This window comes from Pseudothioclava nitratireducens, assembly GCF_029210495.1.
Taxonomy (GTDB): Bacteria; Pseudomonadota; Alphaproteobacteria; order Rhodobacterales; family Rhodobacteraceae; genus Pseudothioclava; species Pseudothioclava nitratireducens.
The window spans coordinates 49,606-73,999 of record NZ_JARGDK010000001.1 but is presented as its reverse complement, the minus strand read 5'-3'; the positions used below and the strand labels follow the sequence as shown (position 1 = coordinate 73,999).

Sequence of the window (24,394 nt, the reverse complement as noted above, 5' to 3'; positions counted from 1 at the left end):
CCGAATCATCTCGTTTCGCCTCTGTGATTCGCCCGCGTGATTCGATAAAACCGAAGGGTATGATTCGTTCCGCCCTTGCGTGACAGCCTTTGGGCGCCGAGCCCCGCACTCGCCGCCAGCCCGACCAAGGAGCCCACATGGCCGCCAAAGATATCGACGAGAACAAGCCCGACACCGCGAGCGACGACGACACTTCCTTCGACATGTCGAAGGCGGCGGTCAAACGCATGATCGCCGAGGCGAAGGAGCGCGGGTATATCACCTACGATCAGCTCAACGCCGTGATGCCGCCCGATCAGGTCTCGGGCGATCAGATCGAGGACGTGATGTCGATGCTCTCCGAGATGGGCATCAACGTGATCGAGGCCGAAGAGGCCGATGACGACAATTCCAACGCCGTCACCACCACCGACGGCGGCTCGCGCGAAGTCGCGGTCGCCACCTCGCAAAGCGAGACGCTCGACCGCACCGACGACCCGGTCCGCATGTATCTGCGCGAAATGGGCTCGGTCGAGCTTCTGTCCCGCGAGGGCGAGATCGCCATCGCCAAGCGCATCGAGGCCGGCCGCAACACGATGATTGCGGGGCTGTGCGAAAGCCCGCTGACCTTCCAGGCCATCACCATCTGGCGCGACGAACTTCTCAACGAAGACATTCTGCTGCGCGACGTGATCGACCTCGAAACCACCTTCGGGCGTGGCATGGACGAGGATGGCGACGAGATCGACGAGCCGGTCGTGGGCGCCACCGATGGCGCGGCCAAATCCGACGAGTCCCGCTCGGACGAACCCGAACTCGACGCCGACGGCAACCCGATCGCAAACGCGGATGACGATGATGACGACGACGAGGGCGTGAACATGTCCCTCGCCGCGATGGAAGCCGCGCTGAAACCGCGCGTGCTCGAAACGCTCGAACTCATTGCGCGCGACTATGCCGAACTGGCCGAGATGCAGGACCAGCGCATGTCCGCAACGCTGAACGAGGACGGCACCTTCTCCGTCGCCGAAGAGGCCGCCTATCAGAAACTCCGCTCCGAGATCGTCGAACTGGTGAACTCGCTCCACCTGCACAACAACCGGATCGAGGCGCTGATCGACCAGCTTTACGGCATCAACCGCAAGATCATGTCGATCGACTCGGGCATGGTGAAGCTCGCCGATCAGGCCCGCATCAACCGGCGCGAATTCATCGACGAATATCGCGGCTACGAGCTCGACCCGTCCTGGCTCGACCGGATGAACGACAAGGCCGGCCGCGGCTGGCAGATGCTCCTTGAAAAATCCCGCGACAAGGTCGAGGAACTGCGCGCCGAGATGGCGCAGGTCGGCCAATATGTCGGCGTCGACATCTCCGAATTCCGCCGGATCGTGAATCAGGTGCAGAAGGGCGAGAAAGAGGCCCGTCAGGCCAAGAAGGAAATGGTCGAGGCGAACCTGCGTCTCGTGATCTCCATCGCCAAGAAATACACCAACCGCGGCCTGCAATTCCTTGATCTCATTCAGGAAGGCAATATCGGCCTGATGAAGGCGGTCGATAAGTTCGAATACCGTCGCGGCTATAAATTCTCGACCTACGCGACCTGGTGGATCCGTCAGGCGATCACCCGCTCCATCGCGGATCAGGCCCGCACGATCCGTATCCCGGTCCACATGATCGAGACGATCAACAAGCTGGTGCGCACCGGTCGCCAGATGCTCCACGAGATCGGCCGCGAGCCGACGCCCGAGGAACTGGCCGAGAAGCTGCAAATGCCGCTCGAAAAGGTCCGCAAGGTCATGAAGATCGCCAAAGAGCCGATCTCCCTCGAAACCCCGATCGGGGACGAGGAAGACAGCCAGCTTGGCGATTTCATCGAGGACAAGAACGCGGTCCTGCCCCTCGACTCCGCGATTCAGGAGAACCTCAAGGAAACCACGACCCGCGTGCTCGCCTCGCTCACGCCGCGCGAAGAACGCGTGCTGCGGATGCGCTTCGGGATCGGCATGAACACCGACCACACGCTCGAAGAGGTCGGCCAACAGTTCTCGGTGACCCGCGAACGCATCCGCCAGATCGAGGCCAAGGCGCTGAGGAAACTCAAACACCCCTCGCGCTCGCGCAAACTGCGCAGCTTCCTCGACCAGTAATCAAGGCGCCCCCGGAAGGGGGCGTTTTTGTTTAACCTGCGTGCTGTGCCTCCCAGCGCAACACCAGCCGCTCCAACTCCAGCCACGCATTCGGCGCGCCGTAATCCGTGCGCCGCGCGTCGATCACTTCGCGGAACGCGACATAGGCTTTCGACATCGCGCCGCGCCGCCCGACGCGGATCACCTCTTCGTCGTAGATCCCCAGATTCACCCCGCGCGCGAGCTTTTCATAGCTGTTCAAAAGCTCATAGAGATCGGGCTGAAGGTCGGGATCGGCCTCGAACGCTGCGCGCAATTCTCCAAGCGGGATGACCTCCTTATGGTCGATATAGCGAAACCGGCTCTGCAATTTGCTCAGCACCGGCGAGCCCTTCAACTGGTCGAGCGCCTGCTGGGCCGCGACCTTGCGGTTCCAGATATTGGCCTGCTTATGGTGCTCTGCGCTCTGGTCGAGGCTGAGCCGCGTCTGGTGGATCTGATACGCTGCGACCAGCAGGCCGACAAAGATCAGGATGGTGGAAATCACCTCAATGAAAAAACCAATGGATTGCTGCCACATGAACCGACCTCGCACGAAATATCACGGACGCGATTAAACCCCGCCTGCCGCACCCGCTGCAACTCCCCTCATTCTGCTCCAAATATCCCGGGGTGAATGGGGCCAAAGGCCCCAGAGGGGCAGCGCCCCTCCCGGCCATCTTGGCCGCCCAGCTAAACCTCTTCCCCCGCTGCTCCCCGCCTGCTATCCAAAACCGAGAACAGTTCCAGAGGTTTCCCATGCGCCGTGTCCTTTTTGCCCTGACCCTTGCCCCCCTCGCGCTCGGCGCCTGCACCCTCGAAGGGATGCCCGCCGACCCGAAACAGCCCCGGATCGAGCAAATCGGCACCTGCTTTCTCTACGTGACCGAAGAGGGTAACGGGAAATACTCGGTGACCTCAGGCGTGGGCGATGGCAGCCGGAACCCGCTCGGCACCGTCAAGCGCGGGCTGAGTGCCGAGAGCACCGACGCACTTTGGGCGAAGGAGCGTGCAATCATGGACATCAACCCCGAATGTCTCGCGATCTACGCGACCGACCGCACGCAAGCGCGCCCGGCGCCCGCTCCGGCCCCGGTCGAGACCGCGAAAAAATGATCGTCCGGGTGCTCGGCGCGGCGCTCCTGTCGCTCTGCGCCACCCCGATCTTCGCGGCTTGCGCCGGGGTCTCCCTCGTCGATTGCACCGTCACGAACAGCCGCAAACAGCTTGAACTCTGTCTCGACGGCGGGCGGCTCACCTATCGTTTCGGGCGCCCCGGCGCGCCGGAGCTCGAACTCACGCGCGACCTCTCCGAAATCGCCTACACCCCGTGGCCCGGCATCGGTCGCACCATCTGGGAAGATGTCGAGATCACGAACGAAGGCGTCACCTACGCGATCCATAGCTGGGTCGAGCGCCCGCTCGACACCGGCGAGACCCCGCGTTCGGGCACCGGGCTGATTGTGCTCCGGGGCGCGCAACCGCTTGCCGAACTCACCTGTCAGGGCGACGCCGCCGCGGATTTCTCTCCCATCGGCGAGGCCCTCATCGCGCGCGGGTTCTGTCACGCCCCCGAGGGTTGGCGCCCCGGTCGCGGCGGCTGGCTGTGCGAATGACGTCTCGCCAGTTTCAGATCGACACCCATGGCCCGGGCCTCTACGAGTTCACCCGCGAGGTTGCCCAATGGGTCCGCGACGCCGCCCCCGACGAGGCGCTGCTCACGCTGTTTGTCCGCCACACCTCCGCGAGCCTCGTCATTCAGGAAAACGCCGACCCCGAGGTTCGCACCGACCTCACAGCCTTCTTCCATCGCCTCGTGCCGCCCACGACCGACCCGAGCATGGCCTATCTCACCCATACCTATGAGGGTCCGGACGATATGCCCGCGCATATCAAGTCGGCGCTTCTGCCCACCAGCTTGCAGATTCCCGTCATTTCAGGCCGCATGATGCTGGGGACATGGCAGGGAATTTACCTTTTCGAACATCGCCGCGCATCCCATCGCCGCGACGTCGTCGCGCTGCTGCGCTAAGCGGCCTGAGTCCTCTTCGCCACACCTCGCCCCACAGCATGTGGTGGGGCGGTATTTTTCCTACCCAAATCCTCGGGGCGGGCCTATAGTCTGTGGATAACTGGGGCATAAAGACCCCAATATGAGGCGGGAACAGGAAGAAGGGGGACGCCATGCGCTGCCCATTTTGCGGTAACGTTGATACGCAAGTGAAAGACAGCCGTCCGGCCGAAGATCACGTCGCCATCCGGCGGCGGCGCTTCTGTCCGGCCTGCGGGGGCCGTTTCACCACCTATGAGCGTGTTCAACTGCGCGACCTCGTGGTCATCAAATCCTCCGGCAAGCGCGAAGATTTCGACCGCGACAAGCTGGAACGCTCGATCCGGATCTCGATGCAGAAACGCCCGGTCGATCCCGAGCGCATTGATCAGATGATCTCTGGCATCGTGCGGCGGCTCGAAAGCATGGGCGAAACCGACATCTCCTCGAAGGTCATCGGTGAGATCGTCATGGAAACGCTCGCCCGGATCGACACCGTGGCCTATGTGCGTTTTGCCAGCGTTTACAAGAACTTCCAGGCCGCGGACGACTTCGACAAATTCGTCTCGGAACTGCGTCCGCCCAGCACGGGCGAGGCCGAGTGAGCAGCACCGACCAGCGCTTCATGGCGCTGGCCCTGTCGCTGGCCGCGCGTGGATTGGGGCAGGTTTGGCCCAATCCCGCGGTCGGCTGTGTTCTCGTGAAGGACGGGCGGATCGTCGGGCGAGGCTGGACCCAGCCCGGCGGTCGCCCCCATGCCGAACGTCGCGCGCTCGATCAGGCGGGCGACGCCGCGCGCGGGGCCACCGCCTATGTCACGCTCGAGCCTTGCGCCCATCACGGCCAGACGCCGCCCTGTGCCGAGGGGCTCATTGCGGCGGGCGTGACCCGTGTCGTCTCGGCCCTCACCGACCCCGATCCGCGCGTGGCAGGTAAGGGGCACGCGATGCTCCGCGCCGCCGGGATCACCGTGACCGAAGGTCTCATGGAGGCCGAAGCGCGTGCGCTGCAATGTGGTTTTCTCAGCCGGATCGAGCGCGCCCGCCCATGGCTCGCCCTCAAGCTTGCCACGAGTTTTGACGGGCGGATCGCCACCGCCAGCGGCGAAAGCCAGTGGATCACCGGCCCCGAAGCCCGCGCCCGTGTCCATGCGCTCCGCGCCCGGTTCGACGCGGTCATGGTCGGCGGCGGCACCGCGCGTGCCGATGACCCGCTTCTGACCGTGCGCGGCTTCACCCCCGCACGTCCCCCCGTCCGCATCGTCGTCGCAAGCGACCTCGACCTGCCGCGCGACCGGCTCGCGGCCTCGCTCGATCAGGCGCCGCTCTGGCTCTGCCATGGTCCGAATGCGCCCGCCGAAGCGCAAGACTTCTGGCACGCACGCGGGGCCGCGCTGATCGCGCTGCCGCGGTCCGGCACAGGCCTCGACACGCAAGCCCTGATGGAGGCGCTCGGCGCGCGCGGCCTCACCCGCGTGTTCTGCGAGGGCGGCGGCCAGTTTGGCGCGACGCTTCTGCGCGCGGGGCTGGTGGATGAACTGATCGGCTTCACCGCCGGGCTCGCCCTTGGCGCGGATGGCCGCCCGGCACTTGGCGATCTGGGGCTTTCACGGCTGGCGGACGCCCCGCGTTTCACCTTGCAAGAGCTCTCCCGCATCGGCCCGGACATTCTGCACCGCTGGCGCCGCGCGCCTTAACGCCACAGATGCGCGTAACCCGCGAACAGACCCTGGAGTTTCGCAAGCATCCGCGTGGCGGGTCCGGGGCGCGGAATCGGACCCTCTGACAGCCGATCCAGCACGACTTCGGGCGGGCAGGGGCGACGCGTCACCGGATCGAAATAGCGCGGATAGGCGATCAGCACCGCATGGACCAGATGCACCAGATCGGGCCGCGCCTGGCGGCGCTGATCCGGCACTGGCCCAAGGTCCCGCGTGAGCCCCCAGCCGGCATAGAAGGGCGCGCCGGTGCAGGTCACGGGCTTGCCGCGCAACAGCGCCTCGAAGCCCAGCAGAGAAGTCATGGTCCAGACCTCATCCACCGCCTCGATCAAGCCGATCGGGTCGGTTTTCTGCACGACCAGATCGGCCAGCGCCAGCGCCTCCGCCTCAGGGATCGCTCCGGGCCGCAGCCCCGCCTCGACATCCGGGTGAGGTTTGAAAATGATGATGGCTTCAGGGTTTTGACGCCGACACGCCTCTAGTAATGCATGATTTGTGCAAATCTCGCCTGCGCCCAACCGGATCGAGGCGTCATCCTCAACCTGCCCGGGCACAAGGATTCTATGTCCCTCGGGCAGGGCGGGGGGCTCTGCGCCAATGTTGTATTTGGACAAACCCCGCACCCGCAACGCATCAAGCAGCCGCTCCGCCCGCATCCGCCCGCCGGGCGGCAGGTCTTGTGCGATGATGTCCTCAAGGTCCGAAGGCGCGGTCGGGTCGTAGTAAATGCCTTGCAAATCCGTGACCAGCGACAGCGGCGGGATCAGGTCCGCACCCAGCCCCCGCGAGCGCAGAAACCCGTCCTCGACCCGGCGCACGACTAGATCCTCGGGCAGATCGTCCGGCGCATTGCTGGCCCAGACCAGCAGGTCACGATCGGTCTCGCGCGCGATCTGTGCCGCGCGCTCGGGGTTGGTCTGGAACTGAAGCGGCGTCTCCCGACCAAAGACCTGCTGCAACGGTTTGCGTTTCCATGCACGCATCCCCACGGCGACATGGCCGTAGCGATCCTCACGGAAGGTCCGCACCTCGGCCCCCAGTTGATCCACCGCCTCTTCGAAGCTGCACAGCCGCTCGCGGCACGGATCAAACCATGTCGGCGCGAGAATATGGCTCACCGCGAAAAGCTGCGCGCGCGTCAGGACCCGTTCGCGCCGGGCCACCGGGTTTTCGTCCTGCGTCAGACCCCAGCCCGCATAGAAGGGCTGGCCGAAAACGCGTGGTTTGTGCCCCGCAAGGATCGCCTCGAAGCCAAGCTGTGAGGAGACCGTATAGACCGCGATCGCCCCGTCCAGAAGCTGCCACGGCGAGACCGGTTCAGCGTAAAGCTCCGCACGCCCGTTGCACTGCTCCGCCCCGTAATAGCCCGCGCGCAGCCCCGCTTGTGTCTCGGGATGCGTCTTGATCAGGATGCGTGCGCCGGGATGTTCGATTTCGGCATAGGCGAGCATCTCGCGGAATGTATTTTCTGCCGCCCCTGACGCCGTTACAGACGCGTCCCCGCGCGTCTGATCCACCACTAAAACATAGCCGGGTTCCGGCGGCGGCCTCAATGGGTCAAAGGCATTATACTTGGACAGTTCCAGCGCCTTCAGCCGCGCGATCCCGGTCCGCGCCCGGTTCAGAAGCGCCGTGTCGTCCAAAGGCTCGGTTCGCAGCAAATGTTCGATAAGTGAAGGTTGCCGCGGATCGAAATGCACCCCCATCGGGTCGATCAAAAGCCCAAGCGGCGCCTCTCCCTGCCGTCCCGGCCGGATCGAGCGTAAAAACGCATCCTCCACCCGGATGATCGGTGCCCCATAGCGCGCGGCCATCGCCTCGCCGCGTTTGGCATAGGGCGATTGCCCCCACACGGCGACCCCATCGCCCGCTTGCGGGCGCCCAAACCGTAGCTCATACCCGGCCGCCCGCAGGATCTCGCGCAGCCGCCGCTCTGTGAGAAAGCCGCCATTGTAATAGCAAAGCCGCCGAGGCACAGCCCCGGCGGCATCATCTCTGTCCTGCGCCCGCATCAATCCCCGTTGGCGAGATTGTCGAGCGTATTCGCTGTGCCGACAGCGCCGGTAAAGGCCGAAAGCGATTTCTGCCACTGCACATAGGGCGCTTCGGTGACATAGACCGTATCGCCATCGCGGATCGCGAAATCGCGCGCCATGAACATGCCGTTCGGCTCGGTCAGGTCGAGCACATAGATCATGCGCTGATCGCCCACCAGATCGTTGCGTCCCAGCACGGCGCGCGCGATGTCCTCGGGCTCGTTCCGGAACACGAACACCCCGGTCGGATCGGCCAGCCGCGAATTCAGCCCGCCAACCGTCGCGATCGCCTCCAGCGCCGAGAGCGTCTGCGTATCGAACGGCACCCGTGCCTGCGCACCCGTTGCGCCAAGCGAGGTAAAGGCGCGCGTGTCCTCCTCGACGAGGATCACATCGCCCGGCCGCAGCGGAATATCCATCTTCGGATGCTTGTAGAGATCCTTGAGCCAGACCGTCCCGCTCTCGCTGCCGCGCGTCACGGTGATCTTGGCGATCTCGGGCTTGACGGCAACGCCGCCCGCCCGCGCGATCATCGACGACAGCGTGCGCGTCGGACGCTCGATCGCATAGACGCCCTGACCGCTGATCGCGCCCATGACGGACACCGTCGCCCCATCGCCCGCGGCCCGGCTGACCGAGACCTGCGGGTCGGGCGTTTGCGGGTCGAGCTTGGCGGTGATCACCCGGCGCAGCGCATCGGGCGTGTTACCCGCGGCTTTGATCCGGCCCGCATAGGGGACGAAAATATAGCCCGAGCCATCGACCTGCACCTCGGTCAACTGCGTCGCATTCGCGCCCTGCGTCGCCAGAAGCCCGTCATCGACGTTCTCCCAGATCGTGAGCACCAGCGTATCGCCCGGCCGGATCGTATCCGAGCCGACCAGCCCGGCATTCTGGAACCGCGACGAGAACCCCAGCGCGGGCTGCACCGCGGTGGTGCGCGTCACATGGTCGTTCACCGAGACCACGAAGGCATCGCCTTCGCGCATCACGGAGCCTGCGAAAATCTCTTTTTTATTGGGGCCGGACCGGGGCAGACCACAAGAGGCGGTGCCCAGAAGGGCCGCCGAGAAACCCATCAAAAGGGTCCTGCGCGACGTCGTCGATTTCACTGCTCGAGCTCCTCTTTGCGGGATGCTGCTTTATGTTTTGCCCGCAACCCTAGCGAAACACGCGCAAAAAAGCCAGTGCCGTTATGTGACGGCGCGCAACTGTTGCCGTGGTGCCGCTGTGCCCGCGACGAGCGCCTGATAGGGGTCTTCGGCGGCGAGCATCATATCGACCACCTGCCGCAGCAGCGCCCGGCGCCCGACCGCCGAATAGAACCCCCCCGGCACCTGACTCGTCTCCAGCAGGTAATGGCGATAGTCCCGATAGGCGCGCGTGTCGGGGCGCGAGGGGTTGGCGAAAAATTCGGTGAGCGGTTGCGGCGAGACAAATTCGGGCTTGTCGAACACCGCCCGCCCGAATGCCTTGAGCGGCAGGCCGCGCCACAGCACCTGTTGCGCGGCGGTCGAATTCACCGTCACCGCCGAGCGCGCCTGCGCGAGCAGCCCCGCGAGTTTGCCGCCGCGCACGAAATGCACCCGGCCATCCAGCCCGAACTTGCGTGTCGCCGCGCGGATCGTGGCCGTCACCGGCGCGCGCCCGTCTTCGAGCGGGTGGGCCTTGAACACCAGATGATGGTGGCGCGGCGCGCCCTTGGCAAAGCCCTCCATCACCATGTCGATGAACTCCGTCTGCGAGCCAAACGGTGAGTGCATCCGAAAGCTCGCATCATGTTCAAGCTGCATCAGCACAAGGTGGAACGGGAACCCGCCGAACTTCACCCGCGCCGTGGCGATCCGCCGCTCGATCATATGGAGCGGCATCGTCAGCAGGCGGCGCAGGTAAAGCCGGAACTCGTCGAAGACCGTGATCCCGCGATGCGGGCGGAAATTGCGATAGCCGCCGTTCAGCGCCATCACCATGAAATGATAAAGCGCGCCGTAGAACACATGCTGGCGCATATCGCCCCACCGTGGCGGTGCCTCGGGAAACTCGATCTGCGACTGCGCCAGCGCCGCGCGCATTTCGGTCACCGTCATCTCCATCAGGCGCGAATGCCCGTTCGAGCCGCCCCGCTCATAGCTGACCCAATAGGGGCGCAGATACCCCTCTTCAAAGACATGGACCGTGACGCCCTCGGCCCGCGCGATTTCTATCGCTTCGGCATGGATCGGGCGGGTGTCGCCGTAAAGCACCAGATCGGTGATCCCGCGCCCCACGATCAGATCGCGCGCCGTCCCGGCCCAGTCTTCATGCGGGCGGTCGAAGCGGATGAAAGAGGGCCGATGCGTCCAGAACACCTCGTCGCCCTTGTTGAATCCCACCCGCCAGACAGTGCAGCCCGCCGCGCGCAGCATGCGCCCGAGCTGGTTGAAGAATGGCCCGTGCGGCCCCTGCAACATCAGAAATCGTCGATCGGCAAAACGGTTCATACTGGTCTCACGGTTTCTCCGTTGTTTGCGCATCCGTCGGGGTCCTGTCACGCGATTTCTGCATTCAAGCCGTGATCCGGGGCGATAGTGCGGCAAAAGGGTGAAGACAGTCTGAACGCGCGGCTGTGCGTGACTGCACGTCGTCTCGCCGCTTGCGGGCCTTGCGCGGACCGGTCGCGCGGGCTAGGCAAGGGCAGCAATCGAGGGGATGGCTATGTTCACCGGGATCATCACCGATATCGGCACGGTCGAGGCGCTGGACCAGCAGGGCGACCTGCGCGCGCGGATCGGCTGCGGCTATGACATGGACCGCGTCGAGATCGGCGCGTCGATCGCCTGCAACGGGGTCTGCCTCACCGTCATCGCCAAGGGCCGCACGCCCCGCGACTGGTTCGACGTGCAGATCTCCGCCGAGAGCGTCGCCAAGACCAATATCGGCGACTGGGCCATCGGCTCGAAGCTCAACCTCGAACGCGCGCTCAAGGTCGGCGACGAACTCGGTGGCCATATCGTCTCGGGCCATGTCGATGGCGTGGCCGAGATCGTTGGCCTTTCGGACGAGGGCGACAGCACCCGCTTCACCTTCCGCGCCCCGGACGCGCTGGCGAAATTCATCGCGCCCAAGGGCTCGGTCGCGCTCAACGGCACGTCGCTGACCGTCAACGAGGTGTCGGGCACCGAATTCGGCGTGAACATCATCCCGCATACAAAGGCGGTGACGATCTGGGGCGCGGAGAAAATCGGCGACCGGATCAATCTCGAAATCGACACGCTGGCGCGCTACGTCGCCCGGCTTCAGGAGTGGAACGCATGACGACCCGCGTCGACAAATCCGGCACCCATGACGTCCCCGGCGCGGTCGAGGAAAGCTACCGCAGCGCGATCAGCCCGACCGAAGAGATCATCGCCGAGGCCCGCGCGGGCCGCATGGTGATCCTCGTCGATCACGAGGACCGCGAGAACGAGGGCGACCTTTATATCCCCGCCTCCAAATGCACCGCCGAGGCCGTGAACTTCATGGCGACCCACGGGCGCGGGCTGATCTGCCTGCCGCTTACCGAGGAGCGCGTCGAGGCGCTCGGCCTGCCGCAAATGGCCAGCTTCAACGCCATGCGCCACGAAACCGCCTTCACCGTCTCGATCGAGGCGCGCGAGGGCATCTCGACCGGCATCTCCGCGCCCGACCGCGCCCGCACCATCGCCGTCGCCATCGACCCCGAGAGCGGCGCGCAGGACATCGCCTCGCCGGGTCACGTCTTCCCGCTGCGCGCCCGCCCCGGCGGCGTGCTCGAACGCGCGGGCCATACCGAGGCCGCCGTCGACATCGCCCGTCTCGCGGGTCTCACCCCCGCTGGCGTCATCTGCGAGATCATGAAGGATGACGGCACCATGGCCCGTCTCCCCGACCTGATCGAATTCGGCCAGAAACACGGGCTCAAGATCGGCACCATCTCCGACCTGATCGCCTACCGCCGCCGCCACGACAACCTCGTGCGCGAGAGCGTCTCGATGCCGGTCCACTCCGCCTTTGGCGGCGACTGGCAGATGCGCGTCTTCACCGACCTCGCCGAAGGCATCGACCATATCGCGCTCATCAAGGGCGACATAACCACGCCCGAACCGGTCCTCGTGCGCACCCATTCGCTGAGCCTTCTCGAAGACGTGCTCGGCATCGGCCCCGCGCCCGCAGGCGAGCTCGCCCGCGCGATGGAGATCGTCGCCGCCGAAGGGCGCGGCGCGGTGTGCCTGTTCCGCGACCCCTCCGCCAAACTCCTGCGCGAAGAGGAAAAAGGCCCCCGCACGATCAAGCAGATCGGCCTTGGCTCGCAGATCCTCTCGACGCTGGGCGTGCACAAAATGATCCTGCTGACCGACAAGCCGCAAACGCGCTATGTCGGCCTCGAGGCCTACGATCTCGAAATCGTCGGCACCCGCCCCATCATGGAGAGCTGAGACATGGCCGGAACCGAAACCCATTACGAACTGCCGCTGCCCGGGTTCGACAAGCCGGTGCGCCTGCTGATCGTGGTCGCCCCCTACTACCGCGACATCGCCGATGACCTGATCGCGGGCGCCCGCGCCACCGGCGAGGCCGCAGGCGCCACCGTCGATCTGATCGAAGTGCCCGGCGCGCTGGAAATCCCGACCGCCGTCGGCATGGCCGCGCGCATGGCCGATTACGACGGCTTCGTGGCGCTGGGCTGCGTGATCCGCGGAGAGACCACCCATTACGACACCGTCTGCAACGACAGCTCGCGCGGGCTGACCATGCTCGGCCTGCAAGGCGTCTGCGTCGGCAATGGCATCCTCACCGTCGAGACCCGCGAGCAGGCCGAGGTCCGCGCCGATCCCGCCCGCATGAACAAAGGCGGCGGGGCGGCTGCTGCGGCCTTGCATCTGATCGCATTGTCGCGCAAATGGGCCGCCCGGAAGACGGGGATCGGCTTCAAACCGCAAGGTGAGTCGTTCCGCATCGCCGGCGATACCGAAGGACCGACCCGCGCATGACCGAAGATACCACGCCCGAGACCCCGGCTGAGAAGCCGCGCAAGCTCACCCAGGAAGAGAAGCGCCAGATGAAATCTGCGGCGCGCCTCTATGCCGTGCAGGCGCTCTTCCAGATGGAAGCCTCGGGGCAGGGCGCGGATCGTGTGGTGCGCGAATTCGAAACCCACCGCTTCGGCGCCATCTACGAGGGCGACGAGATGGCCGAGGGCGACAGCAATCTCTTCCGCCGTCTGGTGGACGATGCCGTGACCTGGCAGGCCAAGATCGACCAAGCCACCGACCGCGCGCTCGTCGAGGCCTGGCCCATCGACCGTATCGACCCGGTGCTGCGCGCGCTCTTTCGCGCGGCGGGCGCCGAGCTGGTGACCCCGGCGACGCCCCCCAAGGTTGTCATCAACGAATTCGTTGATGTCGCCCGCGCCTTCTTCCCCGAAGGCAAGGAGCCGAAATTCGTGAACGCCGTGCTCGATCACATGGCGCGCCATTTCCGCCCGGAGGCGTTCTGATCCATCGCCCGCGCGCGGTTTCCCGCGCGCCTTCGCACCTGCGGCGAGATTGCACGTTGGATTAACACGAATCTGCGTTACATTAATAAATGTGACATGAAGGGGAGTCGTCATGCCTGAACTCGTGCGCCTGTATATCAAGAACATCTTCATCGGCTTCGGGCTGGCCCTGACCTTTGTCGGGTTGCTCTTGTGGTTCAACGTGGCGAACCTCTGGCACCTGATCTCGACCTCCGATATAGGCTATATCGCCATTGCGCTTCTGGTCGTGTTCAACACGATCGTTTTCGCGGGCGTTCAATTCGGCATCGCCATCATGCGCATGGCCGAACCCGAGGATGGCTCGGGCGGTGGCAAGCGCGACGCGATCCCCTCGGTCGATGCGGCACAGATGGTTGCGATCCCGGTCCCCGCCGACGAACCCGCGCGCCGCGTGCATCGCCGCCGCTGATCCGATCTGACAACTGAGCTAAAGGCCCTCCGCCGCGCGGGGGGCTTTGTCGTTTGGGGCGCTTTGCTGCGCGGCTCTGGCCGGACAATAATCTGGCGCAAAGCTGGCGCAAAACCAGACGAAAGCCAGCTTTGCAAACCGACCCCAAAACCGCCTGCAAAGCGGCTGCGCATCTGGCGAGGATTTTGGGGAAAAGGTGGCGGAAACCACAGCAACCGTGGAGGCGTGAATTTCCCGAGAGCCTGACTAAATCAGGTGGGTGCCAGGTAACGAGACCAGGGTCTCGACAGAGCCAGCCCCCTCGGAAATGCTTATCGGCCACTGGAAAAGGGCCTCGCACGCGAAGAGCAGTAACCGCCGCGTTCACAGATAGGCGGGCGCGGGCGCGCCGACAAGGGGGGCCTTCGTGCAAGGTCGCAAATCCGCCGTTTCCCGCTGATTTTGGGCCTCAAACTCGGGTTGCAGATCGCCCCACTCCACCCCAGAAACCATAGCCCGCCCGCCCGCACCCTGCCATCTCGGTCCAAACGCTCCAAAGAGGCGAGACATGACCGATATGCCGAGCAGCGAGACCTATATTCCCAAAGTCACGCGTCCCGAAATTTCCCCGTTATTTCTGAATGTTGGCGCGACGCTGTTCATGCTCGCGGCGTTCAACAACACCTGGTGGGGGCGGCTCTCGGGCGCGCTTGACGGGCATCCGGTGCAGATGGTGATCCTCGCGGGGGCGTTCTGGGCGCTGACCCTTTTCGTGGCCACGCTGCTGGGTCCGCGCTGGCTGCAAAAGCCGGTGCTGATCACGATGATCCTGATCGGCGCGGCGGCGAGCTGGTATCAGGACGAACTCGGCGCGACGATCAACCGCGACATGATCCAGAACGTCATGCAGACGACCGTGACCGAGGCGCGTCATCTCGTGACCTTGCCCTATGCGCTGCACATGCTGGTCTGGGGCGTGTTGCCCGCGCTGGCGATCCTTCTCGTGCGGATCAAGCCGCTGTCCCTGCGCCGCGATCTGGTGATCTGGGCGCTGAGTGTCCTGCTGTCCTTCGCCTTTGTGCCGGGCCTCTTGATCACTGATTTCAAAGCCTTTTCTTCGCTTCTGCGCGAGCGCAAGGATATCGTGAACGCCTACCAGCCGCTCACCCCGATCGTGGGCGCCTACCGCTATGGCAAGATGATGCTGGCCTCGGCGCAGACCGAGGTCGAACCCCTTGGCCTCGATGCGCAAAAAGGCCCGCTGCTCGCCGCGGCGCGCAAGCCCGTGGTCACCGTGATCTTTGCCGGTGAGACCGCCCGCGCCCAGAACTGGGGGGCCAACGGCTACGCGCGTAACACCTCGCCCGAGACGATTGCGGCGGGCGCCATCAACTTCTCGAATGTCGAAAGCTGCGGCACCGCGACCGCCGTCTCGCTGCCCTGCATGTTCTCCGACCTTACCGAGAGCGACTTCTCCACCACCCGCTTCCGCTCCCGCGAGAACCTGCTCGATGTGCTCTCGCATGCCGGCGTCAAGATCGAGTGGATCGACAACAATACCGGCGATCAAGGGATTGGCGCGCGAACTGGGTCCAGCCGCATCCGTGCCGATGCCGACCCCGTCGCCTGCGCGGCTGGCGAGTGCACCGACGAGGTCTTCCTGCCGATCCTGCGGGAGAAACTCGCGTCCATCACCGAAGACACCGTGCTGGTCTTCCACATGATCGGCAGCCACGGCCCCGCCTATTTCATGCGCTACACCGACGACTTCCGCCGCTTCACCCCGGACTGCCGGAGCGCGGATTTCAACACCTGCACCGAAGAGGAAATCGCCAACGCCTATGACAACACGCTGCTCTTCACCGATCACGTGCTGGCGCAGGCCATGGCCGAGCTTGAGGCTGCGCAGGACCGTGTGGCGCCTGCGTTGCTGTTCCTGTCAGATCATGGCGAGAGCTTGGGCGAGGGCGGCCTCTTCCTTCATGGCGCGCCGCGTTTCCTTGCCCCCGAGGTGCAATACAAGGTGCCGATGGAGATCTGGCTTTCCGAAGGCTACCGCGATGCGATGGGGCTCGATAGCGCCTGCGTCGCCGCGCAATCCGATCAGCCCTTGAGCCAGGATTACATGTTCCATACGATCCTCGGGATGATGGATATCCGCACTGCCGCCCATGACCCGGCCCATGATCTTGTGGCCGCCTGCAAGGGGCCCATCGGCTGAGCGGGAAGGCAAAGGACATTCGATGACCGAACCCTCCGAAGGTCCGCGTAGCGCGCAGGGCGGGCCGCTGCCCGAAGGCGCAGTTCCGCCCGCGCCCGTGAGCGGTCCCGCGCATGTGCTGGCCGCCGCGCGCTACTCGATCGACGGGGCCGCGCGGCTCTGGCAAGAAACCGCGTTCCGTCATCAGGTTCTGGCGGCGGCACTCTTGCTGCCGGTCTATATCGGGGCGGGCGCGCGCCCGTTTGAGATCATCGCCTTCCTGCTGCTTTGCCTTGTCGGCTTCGCTTTCGAGGCGATCAACACGGCCATCGAGGAACTCACCGACCGCATCTCGCCAGAGCGCTCGTCCACCGCGAAACACGCTAAGGATCTTGGCTCTCTGGCGGTGGCCTTCGTGCTGGTCGCGCATGGCATCTTGCTCGCCTACGTCCTGATTACCTGAGCCCTCTCGACATTTGTTCATTTTTTGTTCATGCTGTCGGCATGAGCCTGAGTGACCTTCAACCCGGACAAATCCTCGCGCGCGGCGTGGCCCGTGCGCTGCGGGGCTATGGTATGGCGAGCGTCGCCGAGATGCCGCTGCGACCGCGGCTGCGCGCAGATCTCATGGCGTTGGGACCCAAGGGCGAGATCTGGATCGTCGAGTGCAAATCCTGCCGTGCGGATTTTCAGTCAGACCGGAAATGGCAGGGTTATCTCGACTGGTGCGACCGCTATTTCTGGGCGGTCGATGCAGAGTTTCCAACTGATCTTTTGCCGCCGGAAACGGGGTTGTTCATCGCGGATGGCTTCGGGGCAGAGATGCTGCGCGAGGCGCCGCTCAGCAAACTCGCCCCCGCGCGGCGCAAGGCGCTCACGCTTGATTTCGCGCGTCGCGCGGCGCATCGGCTTCAGGTTGCGAACGATCCGCGCCTGCCGATCCTGCCCGAGGACTAGACGCGCTTAGCGGCCCTTCTTGGCCATCATGCGTGCGGTCTCGGCGGCGGCCATCAACTCTTCGGCGATCTCTTCGGCCTCTTCCGGGTCGAAGTCGAGCGGCAGCTCGATCCCATCCCCTTCCACATAGATCCGCACCATGCCCTGCGAGGTCGGGCCGATTTGCAGATTCGCCGCGATGTCGCTCTCTTTGTTGATCCCCATGATCGCCTCCTATGCGCGGGCCGTTGACTGTTTCGGGCGTAGCCTTTTGGCCGCGCCCGCACAAGAGCACAGCGCTCTCGCGCGCATTTTCCGGGCGCGAAGGGTGAAAACCGCTCTTGCAATCCGCGCCCCGGAGGGCTAAATCCGCGCGCAGTGCCGCCTTAGCTCAGTTGGTTAGAGCGCTGGATTGTGGATCCAGAGGTCCCCCGTTCAAGCCGGGGAGGCGGTACCATCTCCCTCCATTCATGGTCGCTTGCAGCGCTTCCGGCGCGCGCTTAGCCTGTGCCAAACAGGAGAGCATTATGGCCAAGATGATCCATTCCATGATCCGCGTTCTGGACGAGGCGCGCTCGCTCGCCTTCTACGAGGCGGCCTTTGGGTTAAGTGTGGCGGAACGGCTGGATTTCCCCGAATTCACACTGATCTACCTGTCCAATCCTGAGAGTGCGTTCGAGCTGGAACTGACCGTCAACAAAGGCCGGACGGAGCCCTATAACCAAGGCGACGGCTACGGGCATCTGGCGGTTTCAGTCGCGGATGTGGCGGCGGAGCATGCGCGGTTAGAGGCGGCGGGTCTGGCTCCGCGCAAGATCGTGGATTTCGCTCCGGCTGGCGACGTGATCGCCCGGTTCTTCTTCATCGCCGACCCCGACGGCTACCAGATCGAAGTGCTCGAACGCGGCGGGCGCTATCTTTAACGCAAAAGGCCGCGCCCGGGGACGCGGCCTTTGCAATTCCGTGATCTGCGATCACTCCGGCAGGATACGGACCCCGCCCTTGGCCGCCGAGGAGGCCAGCATCGCATAGGCCTTGAGCGCGGTCGAAACGGCGCGCGGGCGCGGCTTGGCGGGTGCCCAGGGCAGAGGCCCCTTGGCGGCGCGGCGCGCCTCCAGGACGTCCTCGGTCACGGCGAGGTTGATCGTGCGGTTCGGGATGTCGATCTCAATCAGGTCGCCGGTTTCCACGAGCCCGATCAGCCCGCCTTCCTCAGCTTCGGGCGAGACGTGCCCGATCGAGAGGCCCGAGGTGCCGCCCGAGAAACGCCCGTCGGTGAGCAGCGCGCATTTTGCGCCAAGGCCCTTCGATTTCAGATACGAGGTCGGGTAGAGCATTTCCTGCATGCCCGGTCCGCCACGCGGGCCTTCGTAGCGGATCACCACCACTTCGCCCTCGGTGACCTTGCCGGTCAGGATGCCCGAGACCGCGTCGTCTTGCGATTCAAACACCTTCGCCGGGCCCGAGAATTTCAGGATCGACTCGTCCACGCCGGCGGTTTTCACGATGCAGCCGTCGAGCGCGATATTGCCGTAAAGCACCGCCAGCCCGCCGTCCTTCGAGAAGGCATGTTCGACCGAGCGGATCACACCCTTTGCGCGGTCGCGGTCCAGCTCCTTGTAGCGGTTTTCGGTCGAGAAGGCCTGCGTGGTGCGCACACCACCCGGCGCTGCGCGATAGAACTCCTCGACCTTGGGGTCGTTCGCGGTCATCACGTCCCATTTGGCGATGGCCTCGGCCAGCGTGTCGGAATGAACAGTGCGCACATCGCCATGCAAGAGCCCGCCACGGTGCAATTCCCCGAGGATCGCCATGATGCCGCCCGCGCGATGCACGTCTTCCATATGCACGTCCTGCTTGGCGGGCGCGACCTTCGAGAGGCAGGGCACCTTGCGCGACAGGCGGTCCATATCGGCCATGGTGAAATCGACCTTGCCCTCATGGGCGATGGCCAGCAGGTGCAGCACCGTGTTGGTCGAGCCGCCCATGGCGATGTCGAGGCTCATCGCGTTTTCAAAGGCTTGATAGGTGGCAATCTCACGCGGCAGCAGGCCCGGCTGGTTGCCCTCGTAATGCGCCTTGGTGATCTCGACGATCTTGCGGCCCGCTTCGAGGAATAGCGCCTTGCGGTCTGCATGCGTAGCCAGCATCGAGCCATTGCCCGGCAGCGCGAGGCCAAGCGCCTCGGCCAGACAGTTCATCGAGTTGGCGGTGAACATGCCCGAGCACGACCCGCAGGTCGGGCAGGCCGACTTCTCGATCGCGAGGACTTCCTCGTCGGTGTATTTGTCATCGGCGGCGGCGACCATCGCATCGACCAGATCGAGGTCGTGGCCAACGATCTCGGCGCCGTCCTTACCCGCTTCCATCGGCCCGCCCGAGACGAAGATCACCGGGATGTTGAGCCGCATCGCCGCCATCATCATGCCGGGCGTGATCTTGTCGCAGTTCGAGATGCAGACCATCGCATCCGCGCAGTGGCCATTGACCATGTATTCGACCGAGTCCGCGATGATTTCGCGCGAGGGCAGCGAGTAGAGCATGCCATCATGGCCCATCGCGATGCCGTCGTCGATCGCGATCGTGTTGAACTCCTTGGCGACGCCGCCCGCCTTCTCGATCTCGCGCGCGACCATCTGGCCAAGATCCTTGAGGTGGACGTGGCCGGGTACGAATTGCGTGAACGAGTTCACAACCGCGATGATCGGCTTGCCGAAATCGCTGTCGGTCATGCCGGTTGCGCGCCACAGGCCGCGGGCGCCCGCCATGTTGCGGCCATGGGTGGATTTGCGGGAACGGTAATGGGGCATGTCGGTATCCGTCTGGCTGTTCGCAAAGGGCCGGGGGCGCGGCTGCGCCGGACCGGGGTCGCAGCTTTCTAATGCAGGACGGGCGTGTTGAACAGGGGCAGGATGCGCGCCCTAGCCCCGATGGGTCTGCGCAGAGGGGCCAAACCCGCCGAGCTGGGCCTGTCCGATCAGGGCGAGCGCCACGACATTCATCAGCACCGCATAGATCAGGCCCGGAATGGCCAATGCCGGCATGCCAAGCAATTGTGTCGCCACGAAGATCGTGATCGCCACGTTCTGCAAAGACGCCTCGGTCATCACGGTGCGGATCTGCGGCAGGCTCAGGCCTGCGCCGCGCCCGGCTCCAAGCGCCAGCAGCGGCGCGCCGATGGCCAGCAGCGTCACCGCAAGACCGGCCTCGGCAAAGGCCTCGCGCATCGCCCCCCAGTTCTGTGCGAAGGTCGCAAGCACCATCAGCGCGAACAGCGCCTTGGCCAGTGGATCAAGAAGCCGCCGCGCGCGCTCCGCCCCAAGCGGCCAAAGCCAGCACAGCGCGATCCCGATCAGCAGCGGAACGAGAGCGACGGTGGTCATCCCCATCGAGATTTTCCAAAGCTGCGCGGGGTCCGGTGCAGCCACGCCCGCCGTCACCAGCACAAGCGGCAGTGAAAGCGGTGCGATCAGCGATGTGGTCAACGTCATCGCTACGGAAAGCCCCACGGACCCGCGCGCCAGCAGCGCCACGTAATTCGAGGTCACGCCCCCCGGACTGGCCGCGACAAGCATCAGCCCGAGCGTCAGCGGCGCGGAGAGATCGAGCGCTTTCGCGATCCCGAAGGCCAGCAGCGGCAGCCCGATCAGCTGCACGGCAAGCCCGGTGCCATAGGCGCGGAGGTTGCGAAAGGCGCGCCCCAGCTCCGAGGGCCGCAGCCGTAGCCCCAGCGCGAGCATCAGCACCATCATCGCGGCGGGCAGAAAAATCTGAATCAGGCTGGACATGCGCGGTTCTCCGGTTTGGTGCCGGAAGAATGGGCCGGGCTGCGGCGCGGTCTCTCTGACCAAAGTCAAGGCAGATCGTGGATTCGCCGCCTAGATTGCCTCAGGATTTGAAAAAGGACCGTTCAGAATGCTCACCCGCAGAACGATGCTGATCGCCGCCGCGCTGACCGCGCTCACGGTCGGACCGCTCATGGCGCAACATGCCGATCTCGAACCGGAGGCCGGCACGGATACGCCGATGCAGCGCCGCTTCATGATGGAAGATGTCTATGGCAATGTGCAGACCAACGAGGATTTTCAGGGCCGCTTTGCGCTGATCTACTTTGGCTATACCGGCTGCCCGGATGTGTGCCCGACCTCGCTTGCGACGATGGCGGATGCGCTCGACCTGTTGGGCGACAAGGCCGACGGGATCGCGCCGATCTTCGTCACCGTGGACCCCGAGCGCGACACCGCCAAACTGCTGCGCGACTATACCGGTTTCTTCCATGAGCGGATCATCGCGCTGCGCGGACCCAAGGCCTATACCGATCATATGGTGAAGGCGTTCAACGCCCGCTACGAAATCCACATCCCCGACCCCGCGCAGCCCGATCGTTATTCGATCGACCACACGGCTTCGATCGCGTTTCTTGGCCCCGACGGGATGCTGATCAAACGCTATCCACATGGCACCACCGCCGAGGCGATGGCCACGGATATCGCCGCGATCATGGATGAGGTGATCGGCCAATGACGCGCCCCACGCGACGTGCGGTTCTGGGCGGGATGGGCGCTTTTGCCGTCTTGCCCCGACCGCTTCTGGCTGAGAATTTCGCGCCCTCCGCGGTTTCGCTGGCCCGTCCGGTGCCGGGTCTGCCCGATGCCAAGCCGTTGCAGATCGAAGATGGGACGGGTGCGCCTGTCAGTCTCGCAGATCATGCGGGACGGATCGTCGTGCTCAACCTCTGGGGACCGTGGTGCGTGCCATGCCGCCGCGAGATGCCGTCGCTGGCACGTCTGGCGGAGCTGCTGGAGGGGCATGCGGTGGATGTGATGCCGCTTGCCTTCGACTGGCGCGGGGCTTCGGGCGTGCGCCGCTTCTACACCGAGACCGGGATCGACAACCTGCCGGTGCTGATCGGTGAGGGCGAGAACCTCAAGGCTGTGCTCGATCTCGAGAACCTGCCCAGCACGGCGATCCTCGACGCCGAGGGGCGGATGCGCTTCGTCGTCGCGGGAGAGGCTCGCTGGGACGATGATAAGACGGTCGACTGGCTGCGCGCGATGCTCTGAGCCGCGCCCTCGCACCAAAACGAAGGCCCGGACACGCGTCCGGGCCTTTTGCGTTACACCAGATCGCCGCGCGAGAACCGCCAGTAGCCAAGCGCGGCAAAAACCAGCCCCAGAACGGTCGGGTAGATCATTGCCCAGACCACATAGCCCGTGACTCCAAAGTGGTCGAGGATCACGTAAGAGGCCGGGCCAAGCAGGATCAGCTGCGGGTCGAACAGGATCATCGAAGCCGTGCGGAAGCTTTGCAGCGGGTTGGCCAGCGCAATCCCGATCACGAATTCCGGGATGAACTGCCCCTGGATCAGAACCGAAAGCAGCAGCAGATCGAGCAGCGCGACAAGCGCAAGCCAGACCAGAAGCGATGCGCCGAGCGCCACCTCGGTGGACCGCGAGAGCGCCGAGATCAGAAAGCCGATGCCGAGGAAACAGGCCGTGAGCGCTGCGGTCAGCCCGGAATAAAGCGCGATATGGGTCCAGGGGACGCTGTGGCCGCGGACCATCCCATACCCCGCCGCCAGCGCAAGCGAGAGCGCGATCGGCGCCAGCACAAGCCCCAGACGCGCAAGGAACCGGCCCCAGTACCAGACTCGCAGCGAGACCGGGAAGGCGAGCATATATTCGAGATTGCCCGCCTCGCGGTCACCCACCATCGAGCGCGCGGTGGTCACCACGATGAACAGCGGCAGCACCGCCATCATGATCTGGATGTAGGTCACCAGAAGCCGCGACAGCCCGGTGAAGCCAAGCACGCGGCTTTCGGAAATCCCGGTGGTGATCAGCAAGAGCATCAGCCCCACCACCACGACAGAATAGAAATGGAACCAGCGCGAGCGCAGCGATTCCGCGAATTCCAGCCGCATCGAGAGGCCAAGCCCGGTGCGGGGCGGGGCCTCGGGCCGGGCGGGCAGGCGCAGGCCGGGCGTCGTCGGGGCGGAGAGAGGATCGGTGCTCATGGCGTTCATCATTATCCCTCCAGATGGGCTTCCGGCAAGCAGCGCGACGTCAGCCCGCGATCAAGGCAGGCCTGATACATGGCCGCGTAATCCACCGTATCCGAGGCCGGGTACTTCACGGCGGCAAAGCCGTAATCCATCGGGCTGATGACGCCGGTGCGATAGGCCGCTTGCCTTGCGTCAAGCCATTCGGTGCCGTTCTCGCTGTTCATCACCCAGAATTCTGTGCCCGGCTGTGCGCGCCAATCCTGCAATTCGAGCCAATGCACCGCGTCCCCGATATCGTCGAATTTCACCAGTTTTTTCTCGGGTCCGCCGCGCACTTCGGCGGCGTAATGCGGCTCGGAGATGATCATCCCGCAAATCTCGCAGGTCTCCCGGCCCCAGCGGATGTCTTCGGGACCCTCGGTCTGCGGTTTGCACGCGCCGACCAGCGGGGCGGCGGCGAGCAGGGCGAGTATTTGGCGGCGGCTGAGCGGAGAGCAGTTGCGGCACATGGGTCAGACCCTTTCCATAACGTCCTGATCGAGCGCGAGACTGTCGATCAGGCTGCCGTAGCGGGCGAGAAGGCCGAGGAAGCGGAAGGTCTCGGCGGCGGGGACGGGGCCGGTGAAACGCAGCCCCGCAGGATCGGTGGCAAAGCCCCATCCGGCCAGAGCCGCGGCGAACGGCTCATGCGGCTGAGCAAGTGTGATGGTCGCCATGCGGAACTCGCCCGCGCGCAGCCGGTCCACCACCTCGTCATCGAGCACCACGCGGCCCCGGTCCAGTTCGATCACCCGGTTCACCAGTGGCGCGACCTCTTCAAGCCGGTGCGAGGCGATCAGCATCGAGGCCTCCTTGCGCTCGGCCAGCAGGTCGATAAAGACCGCGCGCGCGGCCGGGTCGAGATTGGCCGCCGGTTCGTCGAAGATCATCAGGTCGACCGCGCGACCAAGTGCGACGGTCACGAGGATTTTCTGCTTCTGCCCGCCGGATAGCCGATAGAAGGGACGCGATTTCACCTCGTCGAGGTCGATCCCCATCCGCCCCGCGATCTCGCGCATGAGCGCCGCATCCGCGCCCGCGCCACGCTCGGCGAAGGCCAGCAACTCGCCCACAGGCATCCGCAGCGGCGGCGGCAGTTGCGGCACGAAGGCCACCCGCGCGAGCGCAGACGCCTCGCGTCGGCGGCCCGCGCTGCCGTCAAAACTGATCGTGCCCTGATGGCCGTAATGGCCCAGCAGGCAGCGAAACAGTGTGGTCTTGCCCGCGCCGTTCGAGCCGATCAATGCAATCCGGTCGCCCGCATCAATCGAGAGCGTCAACTCGTCGAGAACCGCGCGGCGGTCGAAGCGTTTGGTGAGGCGGTCGATGGTAATCATG

Annotated in this window: 27 protein-coding genes, 1 tRNA gene and 1 other RNA gene; 18 read left to right on the top strand and 11 right to left on the bottom strand. The window is 64.9% G+C overall.

Features of this window, described 5'->3' with window-relative positions; translation table 11 throughout:
• Positions 1 to 137: 137 nt before the first annotated feature.
• On the top strand, positions 138 to 2,129 hold the full coding sequence (rpoD, locus tag P0X85_RS00390) for an RNA polymerase sigma factor RpoD (protein ID WP_275806758.1): 1,992 nt from the start codon (positions 138 to 140) through the stop codon (positions 2,127 to 2,129).
• 31 nt (positions 2,130 to 2,160) lie between these two features.
• On the opposite strand, the gene P0X85_RS00385 is transcribed toward rpoD, so the two are convergent.
• A complete protein-coding gene (locus P0X85_RS00385; protein WP_275806755.1) occupies positions 2,161 to 2,688 on the bottom strand; it encodes a DUF4760 domain-containing protein in 528 nt (175 codons plus the stop codon).
• 218 nt (positions 2,689 to 2,906) lie between these two features.
• Here P0X85_RS00385 and P0X85_RS00380 point away from each other — a divergent pair, with 218 nt between their 5' ends.
• The 5 genes from P0X85_RS00380 to ribD all read left to right on the top strand — a co-directional run bounded on the left by P0X85_RS00380 (position 2,907) and on the right by ribD (position 5,893).
• On the top strand, positions 2,907 to 3,263 hold the full coding sequence (locus tag P0X85_RS00380; protein ID WP_275806752.1) for a hypothetical protein: 357 nt from the start codon (positions 2,907 to 2,909) through the stop codon (positions 3,261 to 3,263).
• Positions 3,260 to 3,763: a hypothetical protein gene (locus P0X85_RS00375; RefSeq protein WP_275806749.1), complete on the top strand. Its 504-nt coding sequence runs from the start codon at positions 3,260 to 3,262 to the stop codon at positions 3,761 to 3,763. Before P0X85_RS00380 ends, P0X85_RS00375 begins: the two co-directional genes overlap by 4 nt.
• Positions 3,760 to 4,179 carry a secondary thiamine-phosphate synthase enzyme YjbQ gene (locus tag P0X85_RS00370; protein WP_275806746.1) on the top strand — a complete coding sequence of 140 codons (420 nt, stop codon included), beginning with the start codon at positions 3,760 to 3,762 and terminating at the stop codon, positions 4,177 to 4,179. Before P0X85_RS00375 ends, P0X85_RS00370 begins: the two co-directional genes overlap by 4 nt.
• Positions 4,180 to 4,331: 152 nt before the next feature.
• On the top strand, positions 4,332 to 4,802 hold the full coding sequence (gene nrdR / locus P0X85_RS00365) for a transcriptional regulator NrdR (RefSeq protein WP_275806743.1): 471 nt from the start codon (positions 4,332 to 4,334) through the stop codon (positions 4,800 to 4,802).
• Positions 4,799 to 5,893: a bifunctional diaminohydroxyphosphoribosylaminopyrimidine deaminase/5-amino-6-(5-phosphoribosylamino)uracil reductase RibD gene (gene ribD / locus P0X85_RS00360; RefSeq protein ID WP_275806740.1), complete on the top strand. Its 1,095-nt coding sequence runs from the start codon at positions 4,799 to 4,801 to the stop codon at positions 5,891 to 5,893. Before nrdR ends, ribD begins: the two co-directional genes overlap by 4 nt.
• On the opposite strand, the gene P0X85_RS00355 is transcribed toward ribD, so the two are convergent.
• From P0X85_RS00355 to P0X85_RS00345, 3 genes are all read right to left on the bottom strand, one after another.
• Complete coding sequence (locus tag P0X85_RS00355) at positions 5,890 to 7,929, bottom strand: capsular polysaccharide biosynthesis protein (protein ID WP_275806737.1); 2,040 nt, start codon at positions 7,927 to 7,929, stop codon at positions 5,890 to 5,892. The genes ribD and P0X85_RS00355 overlap by 4 nt on opposite strands.
• Positions 7,929 to 9,032, bottom strand: coding sequence for a polysaccharide biosynthesis/export family protein (locus P0X85_RS00350; protein ID WP_275806734.1), 1,104 nt, complete (start codon positions 9,030 to 9,032; stop codon positions 7,929 to 7,931). Before P0X85_RS00350 ends, P0X85_RS00355 begins: the two co-directional genes overlap by 1 nt.
• A 114-nt stretch (positions 9,033 to 9,146) precedes the next feature.
• The gene (locus P0X85_RS00345) at positions 9,147 to 10,433 is read right to left on the bottom strand and encodes a capsule biosynthesis protein (protein WP_275806731.1); all 1,287 of its coding nucleotides are present in this window, start codon (positions 10,431 to 10,433) and stop codon (positions 9,147 to 9,149) included.
• A gap of 214 nt (positions 10,434 to 10,647) precedes the next feature.
• Here P0X85_RS00345 and P0X85_RS00340 point away from each other — a divergent pair, with 214 nt between their 5' ends.
• The 5 genes from P0X85_RS00340 (at position 10,648) to P0X85_RS00320 (ending at position 13,898) form a co-directional block, all read left to right on the top strand.
• Complete coding sequence (locus tag P0X85_RS00340) at positions 10,648 to 11,247, top strand: riboflavin synthase (protein WP_275806730.1); 600 nt, start codon at positions 10,648 to 10,650, stop codon at positions 11,245 to 11,247.
• Positions 11,244 to 12,386, top strand: coding sequence for a 3,4-dihydroxy-2-butanone-4-phosphate synthase (gene ribB / locus P0X85_RS00335; RefSeq protein ID WP_275806727.1), 1,143 nt, complete (start codon positions 11,244 to 11,246; stop codon positions 12,384 to 12,386). The genes P0X85_RS00340 and ribB overlap by 4 nt, the downstream gene beginning before the upstream one ends.
• Positions 12,387 to 12,389: 3 nt before the next feature.
• Positions 12,390 to 12,941: a 6,7-dimethyl-8-ribityllumazine synthase gene (locus tag P0X85_RS00330; protein ID WP_275806724.1), complete on the top strand. Its 552-nt coding sequence runs from the start codon at positions 12,390 to 12,392 to the stop codon at positions 12,939 to 12,941.
• Entirely contained in the window at positions 12,938 to 13,447 is a 510-nt protein-coding gene (gene nusB, locus P0X85_RS00325) for a transcription antitermination factor NusB (RefSeq protein WP_275806721.1), read from the top strand. Before P0X85_RS00330 ends, nusB begins: the two co-directional genes overlap by 4 nt.
• A 112-nt stretch (positions 13,448 to 13,559) precedes the next feature.
• On the top strand, positions 13,560 to 13,898 hold the full coding sequence (locus P0X85_RS00320; protein ID WP_275806718.1) for a hypothetical protein: 339 nt from the start codon (positions 13,560 to 13,562) through the stop codon (positions 13,896 to 13,898).
• A 199-nt stretch (positions 13,899 to 14,097) separates the two neighbouring features.
• Here P0X85_RS00320 and ssrS read toward each other — a convergent pair.
• Positions 14,098 to 14,255: non-coding RNA, 6S RNA (gene ssrS / locus P0X85_RS15190), on the bottom strand.
• A 190-nt stretch (positions 14,256 to 14,445) separates the two neighbouring features.
• On the opposite strand from ssrS, the gene P0X85_RS00315 reads away from it, so the two are divergent.
• From P0X85_RS00315 to P0X85_RS00305, 3 genes are read left to right on the top strand one after another with little or no spacing between them, the layout of a single operon-like run.
• Positions 14,446 to 16,098 (top strand): phosphoethanolamine transferase, encoded by a 1,653-nt coding sequence (locus tag P0X85_RS00315; RefSeq protein WP_275806714.1) that lies wholly within the window; start codon positions 14,446 to 14,448, stop codon positions 16,096 to 16,098.
• Positions 16,099 to 16,120: 22 nt separating this feature from the next.
• The gene (locus P0X85_RS00310; protein WP_275806712.1) at positions 16,121 to 16,540 is read left to right on the top strand and encodes a diacylglycerol kinase; all 420 of its coding nucleotides are present in this window, start codon (positions 16,121 to 16,123) and stop codon (positions 16,538 to 16,540) included.
• A 41-nt stretch (positions 16,541 to 16,581) separates the two neighbouring features.
• Complete coding sequence (locus tag P0X85_RS00305; protein WP_275806709.1) at positions 16,582 to 17,034, top strand: MmcB family DNA repair protein; 453 nt, start codon at positions 16,582 to 16,584, stop codon at positions 17,032 to 17,034.
• Between the two features lie 6 nt (positions 17,035 to 17,040).
• On the opposite strand, the gene P0X85_RS00300 is transcribed toward P0X85_RS00305, so the two are convergent.
• Entirely contained in the window at positions 17,041 to 17,238 is a 198-nt protein-coding gene (locus P0X85_RS00300; RefSeq protein ID WP_275806706.1) for a DUF6324 family protein, read from the bottom strand.
• Between the two features lie 155 nt (positions 17,239 to 17,393).
• Between P0X85_RS00300 and P0X85_RS00295 the strand changes: the two genes are divergently transcribed.
• Positions 17,394 to 17,470: transfer RNA gene (locus P0X85_RS00295), tRNA-His, on the top strand.
• A gap of 70 nt (positions 17,471 to 17,540) precedes the next feature.
• A complete protein-coding gene (locus tag P0X85_RS00290) occupies positions 17,541 to 17,936 on the top strand; it encodes a VOC family protein (RefSeq protein ID WP_275806703.1) in 396 nt (131 codons plus the stop codon).
• Between the two features lie 51 nt (positions 17,937 to 17,987).
• Here the strand turns inward: P0X85_RS00290 and ilvD are convergent, their stop codons facing one another.
• Together ilvD and P0X85_RS00280 are read right to left on the bottom strand one after the other, a co-directional pair.
• Positions 17,988 to 19,823: a dihydroxy-acid dehydratase gene (gene ilvD / locus P0X85_RS00285; RefSeq protein ID WP_275806700.1), complete on the bottom strand. Its 1,836-nt coding sequence runs from the start codon at positions 19,821 to 19,823 to the stop codon at positions 17,988 to 17,990.
• A 111-nt stretch (positions 19,824 to 19,934) separates the two neighbouring features.
• Positions 19,935 to 20,801 (bottom strand): bile acid:sodium symporter family protein, encoded by an 867-nt coding sequence (locus P0X85_RS00280; RefSeq protein WP_275806697.1) that lies wholly within the window; start codon positions 20,799 to 20,801, stop codon positions 19,935 to 19,937.
• Positions 20,802 to 20,928: 127 nt separating this feature from the next.
• On the opposite strand from P0X85_RS00280, the gene P0X85_RS00275 reads away from it, so the two are divergent.
• Together P0X85_RS00275 and P0X85_RS00270 are read left to right on the top strand one after the other, a co-directional pair.
• The gene (locus P0X85_RS00275; RefSeq protein ID WP_275806694.1) at positions 20,929 to 21,537 is read left to right on the top strand and encodes an SCO family protein; all 609 of its coding nucleotides are present in this window, start codon (positions 20,929 to 20,931) and stop codon (positions 21,535 to 21,537) included.
• The gene (locus P0X85_RS00270; RefSeq protein WP_275806689.1) at positions 21,534 to 22,076 is read left to right on the top strand and encodes a TlpA family protein disulfide reductase; all 543 of its coding nucleotides are present in this window, start codon (positions 21,534 to 21,536) and stop codon (positions 22,074 to 22,076) included. The genes P0X85_RS00275 and P0X85_RS00270 overlap by 4 nt, the downstream gene beginning before the upstream one ends.
• A gap of 53 nt (positions 22,077 to 22,129) precedes the next feature.
• On the opposite strand, the gene P0X85_RS00265 is transcribed toward P0X85_RS00270, so the two are convergent.
• From P0X85_RS00265 to P0X85_RS00255, 3 genes are read right to left on the bottom strand one after another with little or no spacing between them, the layout of a single operon-like run.
• Positions 22,130 to 23,029 carry an ABC transporter permease gene (locus tag P0X85_RS00265; RefSeq protein ID WP_275806686.1) on the bottom strand — a complete coding sequence of 300 codons (900 nt, stop codon included), beginning with the start codon at positions 23,027 to 23,029 and terminating at the stop codon, positions 22,130 to 22,132.
• A gap of 11 nt (positions 23,030 to 23,040) precedes the next feature.
• A complete protein-coding gene (locus tag P0X85_RS00260; RefSeq protein WP_275806683.1) occupies positions 23,041 to 23,526 on the bottom strand; it encodes a hypothetical protein in 486 nt (161 codons plus the stop codon).
• Between the two features lie 3 nt (positions 23,527 to 23,529).
• A complete protein-coding gene (locus P0X85_RS00255) occupies positions 23,530 to 24,393 on the bottom strand; it encodes an ATP-binding cassette domain-containing protein (RefSeq protein WP_275806680.1) in 864 nt (287 codons plus the stop codon).
• Between the last annotated feature and the right edge of the window lies 1 nt (position 24,394).

Coding starts and splice junctions, on each gene's coding strand:
- P0X85_RS00305 (WP_275806709.1), top strand. CDS start 16,582: ATGAGCCTGAGTGACCTTCAACCCGGACAAATCCTCGCGCGCGGCGTG.
- P0X85_RS00340 (WP_275806730.1), top strand. CDS start 10,648: ATGTTCACCGGGATCATCACCGATATCGGCACGGTCGAGGCGCTGGAC.
- P0X85_RS00315 (WP_275806714.1), top strand. CDS start 14,446: ATGACCGATATGCCGAGCAGCGAGACCTATATTCCCAAAGTCACGCGT.
- P0X85_RS00345 (WP_275806731.1), bottom strand. CDS start 10,433: ATGAACCGTTTTGCCGATCGACGATTTCTGATGTTGCAGGGGCCGCAC.
- P0X85_RS00290 (WP_275806703.1), top strand. CDS start 17,541: ATGGCCAAGATGATCCATTCCATGATCCGCGTTCTGGACGAGGCGCGC.
- P0X85_RS00310 (WP_275806712.1), top strand. CDS start 16,121: ATGACCGAACCCTCCGAAGGTCCGCGTAGCGCGCAGGGCGGGCCGCTG.
- P0X85_RS00255 (WP_275806680.1), bottom strand. CDS start 24,393: ATGATTACCATCGACCGCCTCACCAAACGCTTCGACCGCCGCGCGGTT.
- P0X85_RS00380 (WP_275806752.1), top strand. CDS start 2,907: ATGCGCCGTGTCCTTTTTGCCCTGACCCTTGCCCCCCTCGCGCTCGGC.
- P0X85_RS00280 (WP_275806697.1), bottom strand. CDS start 20,801: ATGTCCAGCCTGATTCAGATTTTTCTGCCCGCCGCGATGATGGTGCTG.
- nrdR (WP_275806743.1), top strand. CDS start 4,332: ATGCGCTGCCCATTTTGCGGTAACGTTGATACGCAAGTGAAAGACAGC.
- P0X85_RS00350 (WP_275806734.1), bottom strand. CDS start 9,032: ATGGGTTTCTCGGCGGCCCTTCTGGGCACCGCCTCTTGTGGTCTGCCC.
- P0X85_RS00330 (WP_275806724.1), top strand. CDS start 12,390: ATGGCCGGAACCGAAACCCATTACGAACTGCCGCTGCCCGGGTTCGAC.
- P0X85_RS00355 (WP_275806737.1), bottom strand. CDS start 7,929: ATGCGGGCGCAGGACAGAGATGATGCCGCCGGGGCTGTGCCTCGGCGG.
- ilvD (WP_275806700.1), bottom strand. CDS start 19,823: ATGCCCCATTACCGTTCCCGCAAATCCACCCATGGCCGCAACATGGCG.
- P0X85_RS00275 (WP_275806694.1), top strand. CDS start 20,929: ATGCTCACCCGCAGAACGATGCTGATCGCCGCCGCGCTGACCGCGCTC.
- nusB (WP_275806721.1), top strand. CDS start 12,938: ATGACCGAAGATACCACGCCCGAGACCCCGGCTGAGAAGCCGCGCAAG.
- rpoD (WP_275806758.1), top strand. CDS start 138: ATGGCCGCCAAAGATATCGACGAGAACAAGCCCGACACCGCGAGCGAC.
- P0X85_RS00270 (WP_275806689.1), top strand. CDS start 21,534: ATGACGCGCCCCACGCGACGTGCGGTTCTGGGCGGGATGGGCGCTTTT.
- P0X85_RS00320 (WP_275806718.1), top strand. CDS start 13,560: ATGCCTGAACTCGTGCGCCTGTATATCAAGAACATCTTCATCGGCTTC.
- P0X85_RS00375 (WP_275806749.1), top strand. CDS start 3,260: ATGATCGTCCGGGTGCTCGGCGCGGCGCTCCTGTCGCTCTGCGCCACC.
- P0X85_RS00265 (WP_275806686.1), bottom strand. CDS start 23,029: ATGAGCACCGATCCTCTCTCCGCCCCGACGACGCCCGGCCTGCGCCTG.
- ribB (WP_275806727.1), top strand. CDS start 11,244: ATGACGACCCGCGTCGACAAATCCGGCACCCATGACGTCCCCGGCGCG.
- P0X85_RS00370 (WP_275806746.1), top strand. CDS start 3,760: ATGACGTCTCGCCAGTTTCAGATCGACACCCATGGCCCGGGCCTCTAC.
- P0X85_RS00300 (WP_275806706.1), bottom strand. CDS start 17,238: ATGGGGATCAACAAAGAGAGCGACATCGCGGCGAATCTGCAAATCGGC.
- P0X85_RS00260 (WP_275806683.1), bottom strand. CDS start 23,526: ATGTGCCGCAACTGCTCTCCGCTCAGCCGCCGCCAAATACTCGCCCTG.
- P0X85_RS00385 (WP_275806755.1), bottom strand. CDS start 2,688: ATGTGGCAGCAATCCATTGGTTTTTTCATTGAGGTGATTTCCACCATC.